Source organism: Marinobacterium sp. YM272 (assembly GCF_050908845.1).
Classification (GTDB): domain Bacteria; phylum Pseudomonadota; class Gammaproteobacteria; order Pseudomonadales; family Balneatricaceae; genus Marinobacterium_D.
On the sequence record NZ_CP194171.1, the window covers coordinates 3,772,832 to 3,789,586 of the forward strand.

Sequence of the window (16,755 nt, forward strand, 5' to 3'; positions counted from 1 at the left end):
GTGTAGGACATGCAACAAAAAGTGGTACAGGTAGGCGATATCGCCATCGGCAACGACCAGCCCATGGTGCTCTTCGGCGGCATGAACGTGCTGGAGTCCCGCGATCTGGCGATGAAAATCGCCGAGCATTATGTCGAAGTCACCAACAAGCTGAACATTCCTTACGTTTTCAAGGCTTCGTTCGACAAGGCAAACCGCTCCTCCCTGAACTCCTTCCGCGGCCCCGGCATGGAAGAGGGACTGAAAATTCTCGAAGAGGTGAAAGCCACCTTTAACGTCCCGCTGATCACCGATGTACACGAGCCCTATCAGGCAGCACCGGTGGCAGAAGTGTGCGATATCATTCAGTTGCCGGCGTTCCTCTCCCGCCAGACCGACCTGGTCGTGGCGATGGCTGAGACCGGCGCGGCGATCAATATCAAGAAAGCCCAGTTCCTGGCTCCCCAGGAGATGCGCCACATCCTGCACAAGTGCAAGGAAGCCGGCAACGACCGCCTGATCCTGTGCGAGCGCGGCACCAGCTTCGGCTACAACAACCTGGTCGTCGACATGCTCGGCTTCAGCGTGATGAAAGAGTTCGGCTATCCGGTGATGTTCGACGCCACCCATGCCCTGCAGATGCCGGGCGGTCGCTCCGATTCTGCCGACGGCCGCCGTGCGTTGGTGGCCCAGCTGTCCCGCGCCGGTCTTTCTCAGGGCATTGCCGGCCTGTTCCTGGAAGCTCATCCGAACCCGGCCGAAGCCAAGTGCGACGGCCCCTGCGCCCTGCCGCTGGATAAACTGGAGCCCTACTTGGCCCAGATGAAAGCGATCGACGAGCTGGTCAAACAGTTCCCGGCGCTGGACACATCCGGCTGATGCCGCAGTAAACAGGGTTCACCCGCTCAGGAACAGAGGTTATGGATAACGCTACCACCCAGCTTCTGGCGTCATTGAAGCCAGAGCTGGTTCTGGGGCCGGAGCACCACCGCTTCCGGCTCAAGTCGGTTCAGTCACCCCATCCACTCGGCCAGCTCTGGGAGGCGGAGGATATCTCCACCACCACCCCAACGCCGGTGAGCCTTCTGTTCCTGGATGCCCCGCTACTGGCCCGGTCCGGTTTTGCCGATAAATTCCGCAACCTGATCAACCAGAACCGCAGCCTGAAAGACAAGCAGGCTGCACGCTGCTACGGCCTGTTCAACTGGCGTGGTCTGCTGTTTTGCTCCTGGGAGAGACTGGATGGACTGACGCTGGCGGTGATGCTCAGGTCCGGCAGCGCCCGCAAACTGAAAGACAAGCAGAAACAAGGACTTGTCACCCAGGTAGCACGCTCACTGGAGAGCAACCTGCGGCAGAACAACACTCCCCACGCCAGCCTCACCCCGGAGCTGATCTACGTTAACCGCAGCAACGGCGTGCGCATGATGGGGTTCGGCTGGCGTGACCTGATAGCGCCGATCAACCACAGCTTGCAGGCCCCGCTCGAATATACGGCCTGGCAATCCCCCGAAGCCTTCCACCCTTACCCGTTGACGCTCACTGAAGATGTCTACGCCCTCGCCTGCCTGATCTACCAGCTGTATGCCGGTCGTCCGGCGTTCACCGCCGACGAGGACGAGACCAGCCGACAACGGGAGTTGAAAGCGCCCTCAGGATTGAAAAAAGAGCAGTGGCGGGTTCTGAAAAGCGCACTGGACGAAGACCCGGAAGCACGCCCGAAGTCGCCACTTGAACTGGTCAGGCAACTCTATCAACCGGAGCCTGAAAAACCGCTTGAGGTCAGTGAAGAGACAGAAGCAGCCGCAGAACCGGAAACCCCGGCGTCAGCCCGCACCCGACGCTTTAGCCTGCCGGCTGTCCCGGCATGGCTAAAACCGCTGGCGGCAGGTGGCGGCCTGTTCCTGGCCGGCTTCATGTTGGGTTATTGGCTCTCGCCCGACGCCAGGCTTGCGGACAGCGACGAAAGCGTCCGTATCAGCGCTGAAAACCAGCGTCTCAAGGCGCAGCTGAGCGAGCTTCAAGCCAGCGCAGGCGACTTTGCCACGTCCGGTCAGGTTGACAAAAACACGGCAAAACCTGACACCGACAGTCAAAAAATGACACTGATTGACAGGCCAGAGCCATCGATTCAGTCCGGCGATGTCGCCCGCAATGCCGACAAACCGGCCGATAACCTGACCGTTTTCCGGGATGAGTGGAGCGATGGCGGCTTTGCCCCGCTGATGGTGGTGATCCCCAAGGGACGTTTCCGGATGGGCGACCTGCACGGCCAGGGCGATGACAACGAATATCCGGTGCACCAGGTGGTGATCGACGCAAGCTTCGCCTTCAGCCGCCATGAAGTCACTTTCGCCGAATATGACCAGTTCGCCAACGCCACCGGACGCCGGTTACCGGATGATGAAGGCCGGGGACGCGGCGATCTGCCGGTGGTCAATGTCAGCTGGAACGATGCCCGGGACTATGCGCGCTGGCTCGCCGAACAGACTGGCCAGCCCTACCGACTGCCCACCGAGGCGGAGTGGGAGTATGTCGCCCGGGCCGGTACCGAGACGATCTACTGGTGGGGTGATGAACTCACGCCCGGTATGGCTGTCTGTGATGGATGCGGCACCCAGTGGGATGCGAAGCAGCCAGCACCGGCTGGCAGCACCGCGGCGAACCCCTGGGGTGTGCATGATATGAACGGCAACGTGGACGAGTGGGTGGCTGACTGTTACCTGCCGAGGTATACGGATACCCCGACAGACGGCAGTGCCCAGCTCAGTAGCGGTTGTGATCAGCGCGTCATGCGCGGCGGCTCCTGGTTCGATATACCCCGGGTTATCCGCTCAGCCAGCCGTTACCGCCACCCACCGGACACCAGTCGTAACAGTTGGGGATTCCGCGTCGTGCTGGACCTGCCGGCATCCCCCTGACGGAACAGCGGGCATAAGGAGCAGCAGCATGTTTTTCCGCAAGCATTTGGGCCTGATCGGGCTCGCCATTATCAGCCAGGCAGCAGCGGCCGCACCGGATCTGGTGCTTGATGCCGATGCCCGCAGCAGCCGCACCCTGACCATCTATCAGCAGGATCTGGCCCTGTTCACCGAGACCTACCCGCTAAACCTGAATGGCGCGGGTCCTGCCGAGGTCCGCCTGGACGATATCAGCAACCGTCTGCTGCCCGACTCGATCTTCGCCACTGGCATCGGTGACCTACGCCGCATCGAACTCAGTGCACCAACACCCGGCTTTACCCAGCGTCTGCGCTCACTGCAAGGCGAACAGATCGAACTGGTGTTCCAGCCCGCCTCAGGCAAGGCGCGCAGCCGTGAGGTCACCCTGATCTATGTTGAACCCGCCGGCATCCAGGTAACCGATGGCGGCGCCACCGAATTCATTCCCTTCGACGGCCCCTGGCAGATCCGCCTGCCCGGTAGCGAGCTACCCGCCGAAGGCCCACAGCTGTCTCTGCGCGGTAGCGGCGCGCCCGGCGATCAGCTCAACCTTAGCTACCTGTCCAACGGCTTAAGCTGGCAGGCCGGTTATCAACTGGAAATGCTACCCGATGGCAAGCGGGTACGGCTCGAAGGGCGCGCCAGCCTGAGCAACAACACCAGCACCGATCTCGACAACGCCCGGGTGCGCCTGCTGGCGGGCAGCGTCAACCAGCCCAACGGCGGGCGCACACCGATGTACGCACTCGCTGCCAGCGCCGAGATGCGCTCCGACGCAGCGCCTAAGCGGGAAGCACTGGAGGACTACCAGCTCTACCCCCTGCCGGAGCCGGTGACTCTGAAACAGGGCGGCACTGTCAGTGTGCCTCTGCTGGCCCCACTGGAGATGGATGTGACCAGCCGCTACCTGTTCACCCAGCAGGTTTACGGCGGTGCCCAGCAGGAGGCTCAGATTGGCCACCCACGCCGGGATATCAGCTTCACCCTGCCCAACGATGAAGCCCGGGATGTGCCGCTGCCCGCCGGCTCCGCGCGGGTCTATCAGGATACCGAGGCGCATGGACTGATCTTTGTCGGTGGACAGCAGCTGCGGGCCACTGCAGCCGGTGAAGAGGTCAGACTGACGCTGGGCGAAGCGTTCGATCTGACGGTTGAACAGACACAGACCCGGTTTGAGCGTCAGGGGGTCAATACGGTGGTCGGTTACCGTATCAGCATTCGCAACAGTGGCGACGAGGACCGCAGCGTGGAATATCGCGCCGTCTTCAGCCAGCCACGCATCCTGCTGGAGAGCAGCGAGGCCGGCGAGGAACAGGGCGCAATCCACTACTGGCAGCTGGATATTCCCGCCGGCGGGGAAAAAGTGCTGGAGTACAGCGCGCGGCTGCTGCGCAACTGAAACAGCGGTGAAGAGGTCGCGCTCAGGCGGGTGAATGCTGCTCCTGCAGCTGCCGCCAGTGCTCAGCCTCCGCCCTGTCCGGTGCCTCGCCCAGACCGCCCTCTTCGTACACCGCACGCATCCGCTTCAGCGCCAGCGGGTGCCCCTGCTCCGCAGCGGCCCGGTAACAGGCCAGACTCTGGGCGGGCTTGACGGTGAAATAGTGCTCGAAGCCGGATTCATGTATCCGGCCCATCTGATAGAGCGCCTTGATATCGCCCTTCTCCGCCGCACGCTGAAGATAGATCCCGCCCTGAATCCGGCTTGAAACATCTTCGCCACGAAAGTGGAGCAGATGCCCATACATGGACAGCGCCCTGACACTGCCGCTCTCCGCCGCTACCCGAAACAGCTTCATCGCCAGTTGATGGCGCCAGCGCGACGTTTTAAACAGCGGACTACGGAACACCGCATTGGCGATCCAGAAGATAACCGGTGACAACCAGCGCGTCAGGGTGCGCATTCGACCTCCGCAAGCGATCTGAAAAGCCTCAATCTACAGGAGCCGCGTTTCAGCTCCAAGCAGCCTGCAGAGGCGTTAGATTATATGAGACCCGTTTCTTTATAACTTTATGCAAAGTCCGTATGAGCAAATCAGCACAAGTCGTTTACACTGTGGGCTGGCTAACCGGATCCAGTGACAGCGATCCATGCCCGATTCCAGGCGGTCCAGGTTCGTGGACCTGACAACCCCACAGTGCAAACCGGCTTCAAGGAAAAGGAGATCTATGAACATCTACGACGACAACTCCCAGACGATCGGCAACACTCCCCTGGTGCGCCTGAAGCACCTCTGGCCCGCCGGTAACGTTTACGCAAAACTGGAAGCCCGCAACCCGGCAGGCTCGGTGAAGTGCCGTATCGGTGCCAGCATGATCAACGCCGCCGAAGAGAGCGGCCAGCTGAAAGCCGGCATGACCCTGGTTGAACCGACCAGCGGCAACACCGGTATCGGCCTGGCGTTCGTCGCCGCCGCCAAGGGTTACAAACTGGTCCTCACCATGCCCTCTTCCATGTCGCTGGAACGCCGCAAACTGATGAAGGCGCTGGGTGCCGATATCCACCTGACCGAGCCGGCCAAGGGGATGAAAGGCGCGATCGAAAAAGCGAAAGAGCTGGTTGAGAGCAACCCGGGCCAGTACCTGATGCTGCAGCAGTTTGAAAATCCGGCCAACCCGGCAATCCATGAAAAGACCACCGGCCCCGAGATCTGGAAGGATACCGATGGTCAGATCGACATCCTTGTTGCCGGCGTTGGCACCGGCGGCACCATCACCGGTGTCTCCCGCTACATCAAGCAGACCCAGGGCAAGGCGATCACCTCTATCGCCGTCGAGCCCACAGCATCGCCGGTCATCACCCAGACCATCCAGGGTGATGAGGTGCAGCCGTCACCGCATAAGATTCAGGGCATCGGCGCTGGCTTCGTACCGAAAAACCTGGACCTGGATCTGGTGGATGTTGTTGAACAGGTCAGCAATGAAGAAGCGATGGAAACCGCGCGGGCGATCATGCAGCGTGAAGGTATCCTGGCCGGCATCTCCTGTGGCGCCGCTGCCGCTGTTGCGCTGCGCATCGCCGCCAAGCCGGAGAACAAGGACAAGCACATCGTTGTGATCCTGCCGGACTCCGGCGAGCGCTACCTGTCATCCCCACTGTTCGAGGGTATGTTCACCGAGAATGAGATGGTGCAGTAAGGCGATCGAAACCTGAACACCAGACACAAAAAAGCCGCGATAGAATCGCGGCTTTTTTATTTGCGACAGATATCAGTGAATCAACTCGCGGATCTGTTCGTGGCTCGGAAAAGCATCGAGCTTTTCGAAGCGGACGCTGCGGTCATCCGTCTTGGTCACTGTATACCAGCAGGGCTTATGCTCCTCACCGATATAGACACCGCCAACCTCGTAGTTATCGCCGTCAACGCCCAGAATGGCGATCGTTTTGACACGCTGCTGTACTTCCATGATGCACCCCAGTTTATTGTTTTTGTGTAATTTATTTACAGAAGTATAGCGTAAATGGCGTGTATGACAACGAAGTGACGCCTGGTCAATACCCCCTTCGGATGAAATTCAAGCAACAAACAACCGTTCCGGAGGCCTTCCTGTAAGAGGTTAACAGGCGTCGTTTTTGGCGACGGGACGACCGGTATCTCTTATCCATTCACTCCAGGAACCCGCATACAGGCGCGAGCCATTCAGCCCGCAATACTCCATGGCGAGCTGATTAACGCAGGCGGTTACGCCCGAGCCGCACATATGCACCACCGCTTCAGGTGAGCGCTCACCAAGCAGTGTCTGCCAGCGCTGGCGGAGTATCTCCGGTTCAGGAAAGCAGCCGTTATCGAGATTATCGGTGAACGGCAGGTTCAGCGCGCCCGGCACGTGACCGGCAACCGGATCGAGTGGCTCCACCTCGCCACGGAAACGTTCCGGCGCCCGCGCATCAACCAGCAGGCAGCTGTTCGTTTCAAGCTCCGTCTGCAGGGAGTCCGCAGTGACAACACAGGCTGGATCTGCAACGGCGTCAGTTATCCCCAGGACCTCCCGGTCAGCCTCTGCCCGTTCAACATCCCCCCCTGCGGCCTGCCAGGCACTCCAGCCACCATTCAGCACCGCCGTTGCCCGATGGCCGAGCCAGCGCAGCAGCCACCAGCCACGGGACGCAAAGGCTGCGCCGGAATCATCATACAGGACGACCTGACGCGCGGGTGTCAGCCCCAGGGCATCAAGTTTGGCTTGCAGGATATGGGCATCCGGCAGCGGGTGGCGTCCGGATTCGGGCGTGATCGGTGATGAAAAATCATCTTCGAGGTGCATGTAGGCAGCACCGGGAATATGACCCTCCCGGTATGCTCGTAAACCCGCATCGCGGTCATCGGGAGAGGTCGAGAGTACAAAACGGCAATCGAGTAACAGTGGATCATCCAGTGATTTGAGCTGTTCCACGGTAATCAGCGTGTCGTACATTCTCGGACCTCTCGTTTATTGGCGGGACTCAGAGGTAGCCGGCCAGCTCCTCTTTCAGCAGATCCAGCTCATTCTGGGCTTTCTGCTTGGCTTTTTTCTTCAGCTGCTCAACTTCAGCAGACTTCTCTTCGACCACGGCTGCCGCGACACTGCCCTTGTCGTCGGCGTTAACGACCCGGTCGATCAGGTGCTGCACCTGCTTGAGAATAGCGCGGCGCTTGCCCTCTTCGATACGGGCCAGCTCTTCGGCGCTCTTCTCTTTTTTCTTCTCATCCTGCCCTGTGCTGGCGTTAGCCACATAGGTCAGCGGGCGGATGCCGGCGGCAATACGTACTTTTTCCAGCAGAGGCGCGGCGTGGGCGCGGGCTTTCTCGGCACCCTTGTGCAATACCTCTTCCACATAACCCATGTCGTTCATCAGCTCGTTGTAGCGGCGGCGTGGTGCGCTCAGCTTGGCATCGAGGAACTCGAACAGCTCACGCTTGGCATCGCCCCAGGCGATCCCCTCTTCGTATTGGAGACGTAACTCTCCGCGTTCGATTTCATTGGCGAACAGGCTGTAGAGCTGGAACAGGGTGCTGGTGTCCGGATCCTTCGGCTCGCCCGGCTCGCGCAGGTCGGTCTTGATCTTGTTGATCAGGCTGCGCAACTCGTCGCTGGAGCAGAACAACGGAATGGTGTTGTCGTAGCTTTTAGACATCTTGCGACCGTCGAGGCCCGGAATCAGCTGGGTCTCTTCATCCACCAGCGCTTCCGGCAGGGTGAACAGCGGTTCGTAGACATGATTGAAACGGCCAGCCACGTCACGCGCCATCTCAATATGCTGGATCTGGTCCTTGCCCACCGGAATGATATCGGCATTGAACATCAGGATGTCCGCCGCCATCAGGATCGGGTAGCTGAACAGCCCCATGGTCACGCCGTCGTCCAGGTCCTCGCTGCCCGCATCACGGTTGGCATCGGTGGCCGCCTTGTAGGCGTGGGCGCGGTTCATCAGGCCCTTGGAGGTCTGGCAGGTCAGGATCCAGGTCAGCTCCGGGATCTCGCGGATGTCGGTCTGACGGTAGAAAGTCGCCTTGTCGGTATCCAGCCCCAGCGCCAGCCAGGTCGCGGCGATCTCGCGGGTGGAACGGGCAACCCGCTCCGGGTCATGGCATTTGATCAGCGCATGATAATCGGCAAGAAAGAAGAAGCTGTTGAAGTTCGGATTCTCGCTCGCTTCGATGGCCGGTTTGATCGCGCCCAGGTAGTTGCCGATGTGCGGCGTACCCGAGGTGGTGATACCAGTCAGTACGGTCTTTTTACTCATCGTTTACTCTTTGGATCCTTCGCGTGTGAGGAGCGATATGATACACGATATCGACCTTTGGAGGCTGTCTCCAAAGGCAACAAGATGATACAAAAAATCATCGGCTAACCAGCAACGAGAATAAAAATGTCCGAACTTATACCCTCTTTCATCACCCTGGCCGGATTTCTGCTGCCGGCGGGCATCCTGATCAAGCGCCGCCGCGCCCGCTCTGCCGGAGAAATTACCCACAGCCTGCTGATCGCACTGTTCTGCATGTTTGGCGGGCTGGTGTTTGCCGGCGCGTTGATCTCGCTGCTGGGCGAATCTCCGGCGCTACTGAACTCCGCCTTTGTTCTCCTCGGTGCCCTGCTCTGCGTGATCGGCCAGCAGTGGATGCAGCAGCGCCGCACCTGAACAAGCTTTGGTCTGAGGCTGTTGGCAGCGGCCCCGGGCTTTGACATCGACACCGGCCCATCCATACTTAAACCGGTTGCATCCCGCCGGCGTAGCAACGCCTGCGAACAATCAATTGAAAACAGGAGGTTTGAAGATTATGGATACCAGCGCCCATACGCTGAATACCCTGTTCGAGCAGCTGGGTCTGCCCAGTGATACGGCGGCTATCGACCAGTTTATCGAGACCCACCGCCTGTTCAGCGAAGAGATTCCGTTGCACAAAGCCACTTTCTGGACCGACTCCCAGGCCTCGTTCCTGCAGGATGCGATCCAGGCCGATTCCGACTGGGCCGAAGTGGTGGATGAACTCAACATCCGCCTGCGCAACGCCCATTAAAGCCATCAAGAAACCGCGGCCACTTCCCTCTCGTTGAAGCGGCCGCCTTTTGCCGACCAGGCAGGTTGGGTATCATCGGCAGTTCTCAATTCACGGATTGCAGGCCCAACTTCGATGCTGACTCTGATCTCCCCCGCCAAAACACTGGACTACGAATCTCCGCTCGCGACCGACAAGCACACCGAGCCGCGTTTTCTCGACCACTCCGCGGAACTGATAGAGCAGCTGCGCACCCTGGCCGTGCAGGATATTGCCGACCTGATGAAGCTGAGCGACAAGCTGTCGAGCCTCAACGTGGCACGCTACGAAAGCTGGGAACGCGAGCACAACCTGGACAACGCCCGCCCAGCCGTACTGGCGTTCAAGGGCGATGTTTACACCGGCCTCGAAGCGGAAAACTTCAGCGATGCGGATTTCGAGTTCGCCCAGAACCACCTGCGCATTCTTTCTGGCCTCTATGGCGTGCTGCGCCCGCTGGACCTGCTGGAACCCTACCGCCTGGAGATGGGTACCAAGCTGAAAAACAAGCGCGGCGATAATCTTTACCAGTTCTGGGGCAACATCATCACCGAGTCCCTTCAGGCGGAACTGAACGAACAGGAAAACCCGGTGCTGGTGAACCTGGCCTCCAACGAATACTACAAGTCGGTGAAGCCGAAGAATCTGGATTGCGACATCATCACCCCGGATTTCAAGGATCTGAAAAACGGCCAGTACAAGATCATCAGCTTCTACGCCAAGAAAGCCCGTGGCCTGATGAGTCGCTATATTATCGAGAACCGCATCGACAACCCGGAAGCGCTGAAAGCGTTCGATCTGGAAGGCTACTACTTCAGCCCGGAGCAGTCTGAGGGTAACAAGTGGATTTTCCTGCGGGATGAGCCGCCGGCGAAGTAAGGATAGTTTTTACTCCGCATCGTTTATTTGAATGAAGCCCAGTCGCAACTAATGCTGGCTTCATCTTTACCTCAAGCCTCTTCGACGCAGGTTTCGCCTGCTGGCGAGTCAAGGATCTTGGGCGCCCAAGATCCTTAACAATCCTAAACCGCCCCGACAGCTTGATCGGCTACGCCGATTACTCTGTGCTTCTCGCCTGAAAGAGCGGGATCTCCAAACTCGCCGCTACGCGGCTCAGACAGTCGATCCCGTTTCTCTCTTTCAGCCTGCGATGCTCGGCTGCGCTGAAGGGGATGATTGGTGCGCTTAGACGGCTAGGAGCCAAAGTGAAATTAAGCGTTCTGGTCAAAAGAGCAAACCTGGCACACCCGCCCCACTGAAGATGGTTTGACCAAAGTAACCCGATCCAATCAGAGCCTCGCTGCAGGTGCCAGACCGCGGATTATTTCCGAGTCTACTCCAGCCATTATTTCGGCCAGCAGCTGGCCGGTAGTCGGCCCCAGCGTAAACCCTTGATGGCCGTGGCCGAAGTTGAACCACATGCTTTGGTGCTTCGGTGCCGCACCCACCATTGGCAGCATATCGGGCATACAGGGCCGGCTACCGAACCACTGGGGCTCATCGATTCGTTCGCCCAGGTCCAGCAGGCTGCGCAGCGCTGCAGCACCACGTTCCAGCTGGATCGGTTTCGCTGCCGAGTCCAGACCCACCAGCGCCGCGCCCGAAGTGACGCGCATCCCCTTCTGCATCGACGCCACCACGACGCCGTTATCCACATCCAGGAACGGACGCTTCAGAGCCACCGGCGCATCGAAGTGGCCGTGATAGCCGCGTTTGTAGATCATCGGAATCCGGTAGCCAAAGCGGCGCAGCAGCTGCGGTGACCAGGGACCCAGGGCGATGACCGCCTGTTCGGCCTCGATCGATCCGTTTTCGCTCTTAACACACCAACCTTTGCCTGTCTGCCGCAGGCTTTGAGCATCACCCTGCCGACAGACGCCACCACGCTTAATAAACAGCGCACGGTACGCATCGGTCAGCGCGCCGGGGTCCCGGCAGCTCCAGCTCTGGTTCCAGTGGATAACTCCGGCGGGCGCCTGCTTTAGCGCGGGCTCCTCCGCACGGTAGGCAGCGCCCTCGAGAATGCGTGAGCTGATGCCGTACTGCTCTCTGAACCGCTCAGCGTCCCTGGCTGCTTGTTCAAAACTGCTCTGCTGGCGATAAACCTCCGACAGTCCATCGGTGGAAATCAGCGGGCGCATCCCCGCCGCATCCACAAGAGGCGCGTGGTCATCGGCAGCACGAGAGGTGAGCTGTGAATAGATGCGGCTGATACGGGCGTGCTCGGCGGGCGCGGAGTGGCGGAAGTAGCGCCAGAGCGCCGGCATCATCCGCAGCAGAGCACCCGGCTGCCAGAGCACGTCGTTACTGAGGCCAAGGCCGTAACGGAACAGGGTTGTCAGGTTTCTCGGCAAGGCATAGGGTTCCGCCGCCTCGGTCTGGATCACGCCGGCGTTACCGTAGCTGGTTTCGCGACAGCTGCTATGCCGGTCCACCAGCACCACCGAGTGCCCTTGGGCCTGCAAGGCGAGCGCGGTGGAAACACCGACCATGCCGGCACCCAGAACCAGTATCTCTGACATCCAGCCCTCCCTGCTGCCGCTTATCCGCCAGTGTTGTCCGACCTGGGCGCCCGCTGCGCCAGGCCATCGATGATGATATCGAGCAGCATCTCAAAGCTGCTGTCGTAGGAAACATCGGCGCCGTTCTGCCAGCGCAGCACGAAAATACGATTGCTGATCAGCGGCAGCACCGCGTGGGTATGGGGAAATTGTTCGGCATCGAAGCTTGCGACCCGATCGGCAAAAGTCTGCTGCCAGCCGCTGGAGTCATCCGCCGGTGGCGGCGCCAGCTCCATGGTGACAAAACCGGACAAGCCGCCGATCAGCACATTGAACGCATCGCGCAGACTCTCGCCCTCAAAGCCCGCTTCCGCCAGTGCCGCCAGCACCGTCTCCACCCAGACCAGGTTGGCAACACCGTTGGACTTCATTTGCGCACCGAGCAGCGGCGCCACCCTGGGGTGTTGATGCACCAGGTAACGGTAGCGGCGGAACACCGAGCGCAGGCGCTCCTGCCAGCCCTGATCCGGTTCGAAATCATCGGTCAGTGCAGCGGTGATCACCGCGGAAACTTCGGCGAACAGATCTTCCTGGCGCCCGCCCACATGCCAATAGATCACGGCGGGCGATACCCCAAGGGTTCTGGCCAGTTCGCGCATGGAGAAGGCGGCCAGCCCGCGCTGGTCGATCTGCTCTATGGCGGCATTAACAATCTGCGCCTTATCCAGGCCCACTGTTGCCGCCCTGCCCCGCAGCCCCGGTTTCTTATCGTTTTTATCGCTATGACTGGCCAAGAAGCTGCTTTCCCGATGACTACGATTGCCTTTTGATCGTTTTGACGATACTACTTAATAGAACACCGTTCAATTAAGCCTGCACAGCAGAAGACTGCAGCCGGGCCACATCATCAGCAACGCATAATTCACGGAGTACACAGCATGGTCACGGGTCCTGATCCGCAGGCACTGGAAGTAGGTTTTGAGCTGCCGGCTCAGGTCGGAATGGACGAGAGTGAGATTCAGACACCCTGCCTGATCCTCGACCTGGATGCGCTGGAACGTAACATCATCAAGATGGGCGAGTACGTCAAAGCCCACGGCATGCGCCACCGTGTTCACGGCAAAATGCACAAGTCGGTGGATGTGGCCAAGCTGCAGCAGAAACTCGGCGGCGCCGATGGCGTCTGCTGCCAGAAGGTCTCCGAGGCCGAGGTGTTCGCTCGTGGCGGTATCAAGGATGTGCTGATCTCCAACCAAGTGCGCGATCCGTTGAAGCTGAAACGTCTGGCAGCTATCCCCAAGCTGGGTGTCCGCACCAGTGTCTGCATCGACGATATAGCTAACGTGGCTGAGCTATCGGCAGCGGCAACAGCCGCGGGCACCGAGCTGGAATGCCTGGTAGAGATCGACTGCGGCGCCGGGCGCTGCGGTGTGGATACACCGGAGCAGGCAGTGGCGATCGCCCAGGCAATCGACGCAGCCGACAACCTGAAGTTCGGCGGCATCCAGGCCTACCAGGGCGATATGCAGCACCTGCGTACCTATGCCGAGCGCAAGGAGAAACTGGATATCGCCGTGGCGAAGGCTAAGCAGGTGGTGGACGCGCTGACCGAAGCCGACCTCAAGCCTGAGCTGGTCACCGGCGGCGGCACCGGCTCCTACTATTTGGAGAGTAACTCCGGCGTTTACAACGAACTTCAGTGCGGCTCCTACGCCTTCATGGATGCAGATTACGGCCGCAACCTGGACCAGGAGGGGCGCCGAATCGATCAGGGCGAGTGGGAGAATGCGCTGTTTATTCTCACCAGCATCATGAGCCACGCCAAGGCGGACAAGGCGGTCTGCGACGCCGGTCTCAAGGTGCAGTCGGTGGACTCAGGCCTGCCGGTGATCTTCGGCCGCGACGATGTGAAATACGTCAAATGCTCCGACGAGCACGGCGAGATCGAGGATCCGCACAACGTTCTGAAGATCAACGAACGCCTGCGCCTGATCCCCGGCCACTGCGACCCGACCTGCAACATCCACGACTGGTACGTGGGCGTGCGCAACGGCAAGGTGGAAGCTCTCTGGCCGGTCAGCGCGCGAGGCAAGGCATACTGAACGTACTGCAGCGCCTCATTCCAAAGCCATGCAAAGGGGTTCCAGAAAGGCAGCAACCCCTTTCGGCAGAGTGCGCCCCGCCATGGTCTGTACTTCGATGGTTCGGGCGCTCATCTCCCGATCCTTGATCGGCAGCGCCTTAAGTTCGGAGCCATCATTCAGATGACGGATAGAGACCTCGCCAAACAGCGTGATACCGCCCTCGCAGGCGGCAAACTGGATCAGTGAATTGACAAAGTTACACACCATCACCGGCTCGATCAGCAACCCCTGGCGACTGCAGCTCACATCGAACAGCTGACGTACCGTGGTATCCGGTGTCGGCAGCGCCAGCGGGTAGTTGCTGAGCTGGGCCAGGGTCACCTGCTTCTTCGATGCCAGCGGATGATCCTTGGCCATGATGGCGTAGATCGGTGCCATGATCCGCTTCTCCACCTTGATATCCCGCTCCGGCGGCGGCGATATGGCCAGGCCGATATCCGCATTGCCCTCACGCACCCTGCGGGTCACTTCGGCCGATGAGCAGATCTGCAGATCGAAGTGGATCCCCCAGTACTTCTTGCGGAACTCACCGATCACATGGGGCAGCAGATAGCTCGCCAGACCCTCGATACTGGCGATATGCACCATCCCCTTCTGTATCCCTTCAAGGCCGGTGATCTCATCGATAATCCGCGCTGCCTCCAGCCGCGCCTTGCGCGCATGACCGGCCAGCAGCTCCCCCGATGGGCTTAGCCTCATACCGGTGGGCAGGCGCTCAAACAGCTGGGTACCCAGCTCTGACTCCAGCCGCGCAATCTGCCGGCTCACCGCCGACGGCGCCACATGCAACTCGTTGGAAGCTTTGTTGATCGAGCCCTGACGGGCCACCTCAAGAAAATAGCGCAACGCATTGTCCACTAGCGCCCGGTCATTCATATCTCTATCCTTCCACGCCCCGAGGGTATTGCCGAAAAGGCAATACCTTATTCGAAAAATACATCTAACTGCATGCCCAAAGCCAGCGTTAGTATCGAATGCAACAGGGTTAAGGCACGACAAAAAAACAGTGCAGACCTATATAAAGTTATGCCCCTGAGATTAGACCCGCTAAGGAGTACCACACGATGTTGAAACCGAAGTTCAACCGCCGTTCGACAGGACTCGGTATGCTGGCAGTTGCTGGCATGGCCAGCGCTCTTTCCTTCGCTGCTAACGTTCAGGCTGACACCACCGTACGTGCCGTCATGCACGCAGCGCTGCGTGGTCTTGATCCGGTTGCCAGCAGTGCAACCATCACCAAGAACCACGGTTACATGATCTATGACACCCTGCTGGGTCTGGACGAAAACTACGCGCCCAAGCCGCAGATGGCTGACTGGGAAGTTTCCGAAGATGGTATGACTTACACCTTCTCCCTGCGCGATGGCCTGACCTGGCACGACGGCACGCCGGTCACCGCCGCTGACTGTATCGCTTCGCTTAAGCGCTGGGGCACCTTCGACGCCGGCGGCAAGCTGCTGATGGCTAACACTGAAAGCCTGACCGCTGTTGACGATAAAACCTTTGAGCTGAAGCTGGCCAAGCCGTTTGGCGAAGTGATCAGCCTGATCTCCAAGCCCTCCTCCGTTCCCGCCTTCATGATGCCGGAAGCGGTGGCCAGCGTGCCGAACGGTGAGCCGCTGCCGAACCAGATCGGTTCAGGTCCGTTCAAGTTTGTCGCCGATGAGTTCCAGCCAGGCGTCAAAGTAGTTTACGAAAAGTACGATGAATACGTACCCCGTACTGAAGCACCAGTAGCTACTTCCGGCAGCAAAGAGGTGTATGTGGACCGCGTCGAGTGGATCAACATGCCGGACGTGCAGACCACCATCAACGCCATCAACAGCGGCGATATCGACTACATCGAGCGTACCCCTTACGACCTGATGCCGCTGCTTGAAGCCAACCCTGAAGTGCACACTGCGGTGAACGACCCGCTGGGCTGGATGTCCGTGGCGCGCATGAACTTCCTGCACGCGCCGCTGAACGACGCCCGCATCCGCCGCGCCGCACTGCTGGCCGTGAGCCAGGAAGACGTGATGGCGGCGATGATCGGTGATCCGCGTTTCTACGAACTCTGCGCCTCCGTCTTCGGCTGCAACCACCCCCGCGAAAGTGAAGTTGACGGTGAATCTCTGACCAGCGGCGGCGACCTGGAAGAAGCCAAGAAACTGCTGGAAGAAGCCGGCTACGACGGCACCCCGGTGGTGATCCTGCAGCCCACCGACGTGGCCACCCTGGCACCGCAGCCAATCGTTGTTGCCCAGGCACTGCGCAAGGCCGGTTTCAAGGTTGAACTGCGCCCGATGGACTGGCAGACCGTGGTTAGCCAGCGCGCCAGCAAGGACCTGCCGAGCGAAGGCGGCTGGGGCATGTTTATCACCAACTACAGCGTCGATGCGCTCTGGTCTCCGGTGGTTAACCCGCTGCTGATCTCCAGCGGCGAAACCGGCAGCTACTTCGGCTGGCCGGATATCCCCGAAATGGAAAAACTGCGCTCGGACTACGCGGCGACTACTGATGCTGACGCCCGTGCCCAGATGGTGACCGACGTGCAGAAGCTTGCCATGCAGGAGGTCAACACCATCCCGCTGGGTCAGTTCAAGCTGGTCAACTCCTGGCGCGATGATGTCTCCGACATCGTCCAGGGTCCGCTGACTGCCTTCTGGGGCATGAAGAAAGAGGACTAAGCTTAAGG

At 59.8% G+C, this 16,755-nt stretch carries 16 protein-coding genes; 9 read left to right on the plus strand and 7 right to left on the minus strand.

Features of this window, described 5'->3' with window-relative positions:
- The first annotated feature begins 9 nt into the window (after positions 1 to 9).
- The 3 genes from kdsA to ACQUQP_RS16835 are packed head-to-tail and all read left to right on the plus strand — an operon-like array spanning position 10 to position 4,320.
- Entirely contained in the window at positions 10 to 858 is an 849-nt protein-coding gene (gene kdsA / locus ACQUQP_RS16825; RefSeq protein ID WP_432696189.1) for a 3-deoxy-8-phosphooctulonate synthase, read from the plus strand.
- A gap of 41 nt (positions 859 to 899) precedes the next feature.
- Positions 900 to 2,900, plus strand: a complete 2,001-nt coding sequence (locus tag ACQUQP_RS16830) for an SUMF1/EgtB/PvdO family nonheme iron enzyme (RefSeq protein WP_432696190.1) — start codon at positions 900 to 902, stop codon at positions 2,898 to 2,900.
- Between the two features lie 28 nt (positions 2,901 to 2,928).
- Positions 2,929 to 4,320: a DUF4139 domain-containing protein gene (locus ACQUQP_RS16835; protein WP_432696191.1), complete on the plus strand. Its 1,392-nt coding sequence runs from the start codon at positions 2,929 to 2,931 to the stop codon at positions 4,318 to 4,320.
- A gap of 22 nt (positions 4,321 to 4,342) precedes the next feature.
- Here the strand turns inward: ACQUQP_RS16835 and ACQUQP_RS16840 are convergent, their stop codons facing one another.
- A complete protein-coding gene (locus ACQUQP_RS16840) occupies positions 4,343 to 4,822 on the minus strand; it encodes a tetratricopeptide repeat protein (RefSeq protein ID WP_432696192.1) in 480 nt (159 codons plus the stop codon).
- A 265-nt stretch (positions 4,823 to 5,087) separates the two neighbouring features.
- On the opposite strand from ACQUQP_RS16840, the gene cysK reads away from it, so the two are divergent.
- Complete coding sequence (gene cysK, locus ACQUQP_RS16845) at positions 5,088 to 6,056, plus strand: cysteine synthase A (protein ID WP_432696193.1); 969 nt, start codon at positions 5,088 to 5,090, stop codon at positions 6,054 to 6,056.
- Between the two features lie 72 nt (positions 6,057 to 6,128).
- Here the strand turns inward: cysK and ACQUQP_RS16850 are convergent, their stop codons facing one another.
- The 3 genes from ACQUQP_RS16850 to ACQUQP_RS16860 form a co-directional block, all read right to left on the minus strand.
- The gene (locus tag ACQUQP_RS16850; RefSeq protein WP_432696194.1) at positions 6,129 to 6,326 is read right to left on the minus strand and encodes a hypothetical protein; all 198 of its coding nucleotides are present in this window, start codon (positions 6,324 to 6,326) and stop codon (positions 6,129 to 6,131) included.
- A 150-nt stretch (positions 6,327 to 6,476) separates the two neighbouring features.
- Positions 6,477 to 7,331 (minus strand): sulfurtransferase, encoded by an 855-nt coding sequence (locus tag ACQUQP_RS16855; RefSeq protein WP_432696195.1) that lies wholly within the window; start codon positions 7,329 to 7,331, stop codon positions 6,477 to 6,479.
- 28 nt (positions 7,332 to 7,359) lie between these two features.
- Positions 7,360 to 8,640: a tryptophan--tRNA ligase gene (locus ACQUQP_RS16860; protein ID WP_432696196.1), complete on the minus strand. Its 1,281-nt coding sequence runs from the start codon at positions 8,638 to 8,640 to the stop codon at positions 7,360 to 7,362.
- Between the two features lie 126 nt (positions 8,641 to 8,766).
- Here ACQUQP_RS16860 and ACQUQP_RS16865 point away from each other — a divergent pair, with 126 nt between their 5' ends.
- From ACQUQP_RS16865 to yaaA, 3 genes are all read left to right on the plus strand, one after another.
- Positions 8,767 to 9,036 carry a hypothetical protein gene (locus ACQUQP_RS16865; protein ID WP_432696197.1) on the plus strand — a complete coding sequence of 90 codons (270 nt, stop codon included), beginning with the start codon at positions 8,767 to 8,769 and terminating at the stop codon, positions 9,034 to 9,036.
- A 139-nt stretch (positions 9,037 to 9,175) separates the two neighbouring features.
- Entirely contained in the window at positions 9,176 to 9,415 is a 240-nt protein-coding gene (locus ACQUQP_RS16870; RefSeq protein ID WP_432696198.1) for a DUF2789 domain-containing protein, read from the plus strand.
- A 114-nt stretch (positions 9,416 to 9,529) separates the two neighbouring features.
- Entirely contained in the window at positions 9,530 to 10,312 is a 783-nt protein-coding gene (gene yaaA, locus ACQUQP_RS16875) for a peroxide stress protein YaaA (RefSeq protein ID WP_432696199.1), read from the plus strand.
- A 410-nt stretch (positions 10,313 to 10,722) separates the two neighbouring features.
- Here the strand turns inward: yaaA and ACQUQP_RS16880 are convergent, their stop codons facing one another.
- Positions 10,723 to 11,955, minus strand: coding sequence for an NAD(P)/FAD-dependent oxidoreductase (locus ACQUQP_RS16880; RefSeq protein ID WP_432696200.1), 1,233 nt, complete (start codon positions 11,953 to 11,955; stop codon positions 10,723 to 10,725).
- A gap of 20 nt (positions 11,956 to 11,975) precedes the next feature.
- Positions 11,976 to 12,728, minus strand: a complete 753-nt coding sequence (locus ACQUQP_RS16885; RefSeq protein ID WP_432696201.1) for a TetR/AcrR family transcriptional regulator — start codon at positions 12,726 to 12,728, stop codon at positions 11,976 to 11,978.
- A 144-nt stretch (positions 12,729 to 12,872) separates the two neighbouring features.
- On the opposite strand from ACQUQP_RS16885, the gene bhcC reads away from it, so the two are divergent.
- On the plus strand, positions 12,873 to 14,036 hold the full coding sequence (bhcC, locus tag ACQUQP_RS16890) for a 3-hydroxy-D-aspartate aldolase BhcC (RefSeq protein WP_432696202.1): 1,164 nt from the start codon (positions 12,873 to 12,875) through the stop codon (positions 14,034 to 14,036).
- Positions 14,037 to 14,051: 15 nt separating this feature from the next.
- On the opposite strand, the gene ACQUQP_RS16895 is transcribed toward bhcC, so the two are convergent.
- On the minus strand, positions 14,052 to 14,954 hold the full coding sequence (locus tag ACQUQP_RS16895; protein ID WP_432696203.1) for a LysR family transcriptional regulator: 903 nt from the start codon (positions 14,952 to 14,954) through the stop codon (positions 14,052 to 14,054).
- 188 nt (positions 14,955 to 15,142) lie between these two features.
- Here ACQUQP_RS16895 and ACQUQP_RS16900 point away from each other — a divergent pair, with 188 nt between their 5' ends.
- The gene (locus tag ACQUQP_RS16900; protein ID WP_432696204.1) at positions 15,143 to 16,747 is read left to right on the plus strand and encodes an ABC transporter substrate-binding protein; all 1,605 of its coding nucleotides are present in this window, start codon (positions 15,143 to 15,145) and stop codon (positions 16,745 to 16,747) included.
- The last annotated feature ends 8 nt before the right edge of the window (positions 16,748 to 16,755 follow it).

Excerpts from the sequence above, each read along its gene's own strand:
- cysK (WP_432696193.1), top strand. The coding sequence starts at position 5,088 with ATGAACATCTACGACGACAACTCCCAGACGATCGGCAACACTCCCCTG.
- yaaA (WP_432696199.1), top strand. The coding sequence starts at position 9,530 with ATGCTGACTCTGATCTCCCCCGCCAAAACACTGGACTACGAATCTCCG.
- kdsA (WP_432696189.1), top strand. The coding sequence starts at position 10 with ATGCAACAAAAAGTGGTACAGGTAGGCGATATCGCCATCGGCAACGAC.
- ACQUQP_RS16865 (WP_432696197.1), top strand. The coding sequence starts at position 8,767 with ATGTCCGAACTTATACCCTCTTTCATCACCCTGGCCGGATTTCTGCTG.
- ACQUQP_RS16855 (WP_432696195.1), bottom strand. The coding sequence starts at position 7,331 with ATGTACGACACGCTGATTACCGTGGAACAGCTCAAATCACTGGATGAT.
- ACQUQP_RS16895 (WP_432696203.1), bottom strand. The coding sequence starts at position 14,954 with ATGAATGACCGGGCGCTAGTGGACAATGCGTTGCGCTATTTTCTTGAG.
- ACQUQP_RS16835 (WP_432696191.1), top strand. The coding sequence starts at position 2,929 with ATGTTTTTCCGCAAGCATTTGGGCCTGATCGGGCTCGCCATTATCAGC.
- ACQUQP_RS16850 (WP_432696194.1), bottom strand. The coding sequence starts at position 6,326 with ATGGAAGTACAGCAGCGTGTCAAAACGATCGCCATTCTGGGCGTTGAC.
- ACQUQP_RS16900 (WP_432696204.1), top strand. The coding sequence starts at position 15,143 with ATGTTGAAACCGAAGTTCAACCGCCGTTCGACAGGACTCGGTATGCTG.
- ACQUQP_RS16880 (WP_432696200.1), bottom strand. The coding sequence starts at position 11,955 with ATGTCAGAGATACTGGTTCTGGGTGCCGGCATGGTCGGTGTTTCCACC.
- bhcC (WP_432696202.1), top strand. The coding sequence starts at position 12,873 with ATGGTCACGGGTCCTGATCCGCAGGCACTGGAAGTAGGTTTTGAGCTG.
- ACQUQP_RS16860 (WP_432696196.1), bottom strand. The coding sequence starts at position 8,640 with ATGAGTAAAAAGACCGTACTGACTGGTATCACCACCTCGGGTACGCCG.
- ACQUQP_RS16870 (WP_432696198.1), top strand. The coding sequence starts at position 9,176 with ATGGATACCAGCGCCCATACGCTGAATACCCTGTTCGAGCAGCTGGGT.
- ACQUQP_RS16830 (WP_432696190.1), top strand. The coding sequence starts at position 900 with ATGGATAACGCTACCACCCAGCTTCTGGCGTCATTGAAGCCAGAGCTG.
- ACQUQP_RS16840 (WP_432696192.1), bottom strand. The coding sequence starts at position 4,822 with ATGCGCACCCTGACGCGCTGGTTGTCACCGGTTATCTTCTGGATCGCC.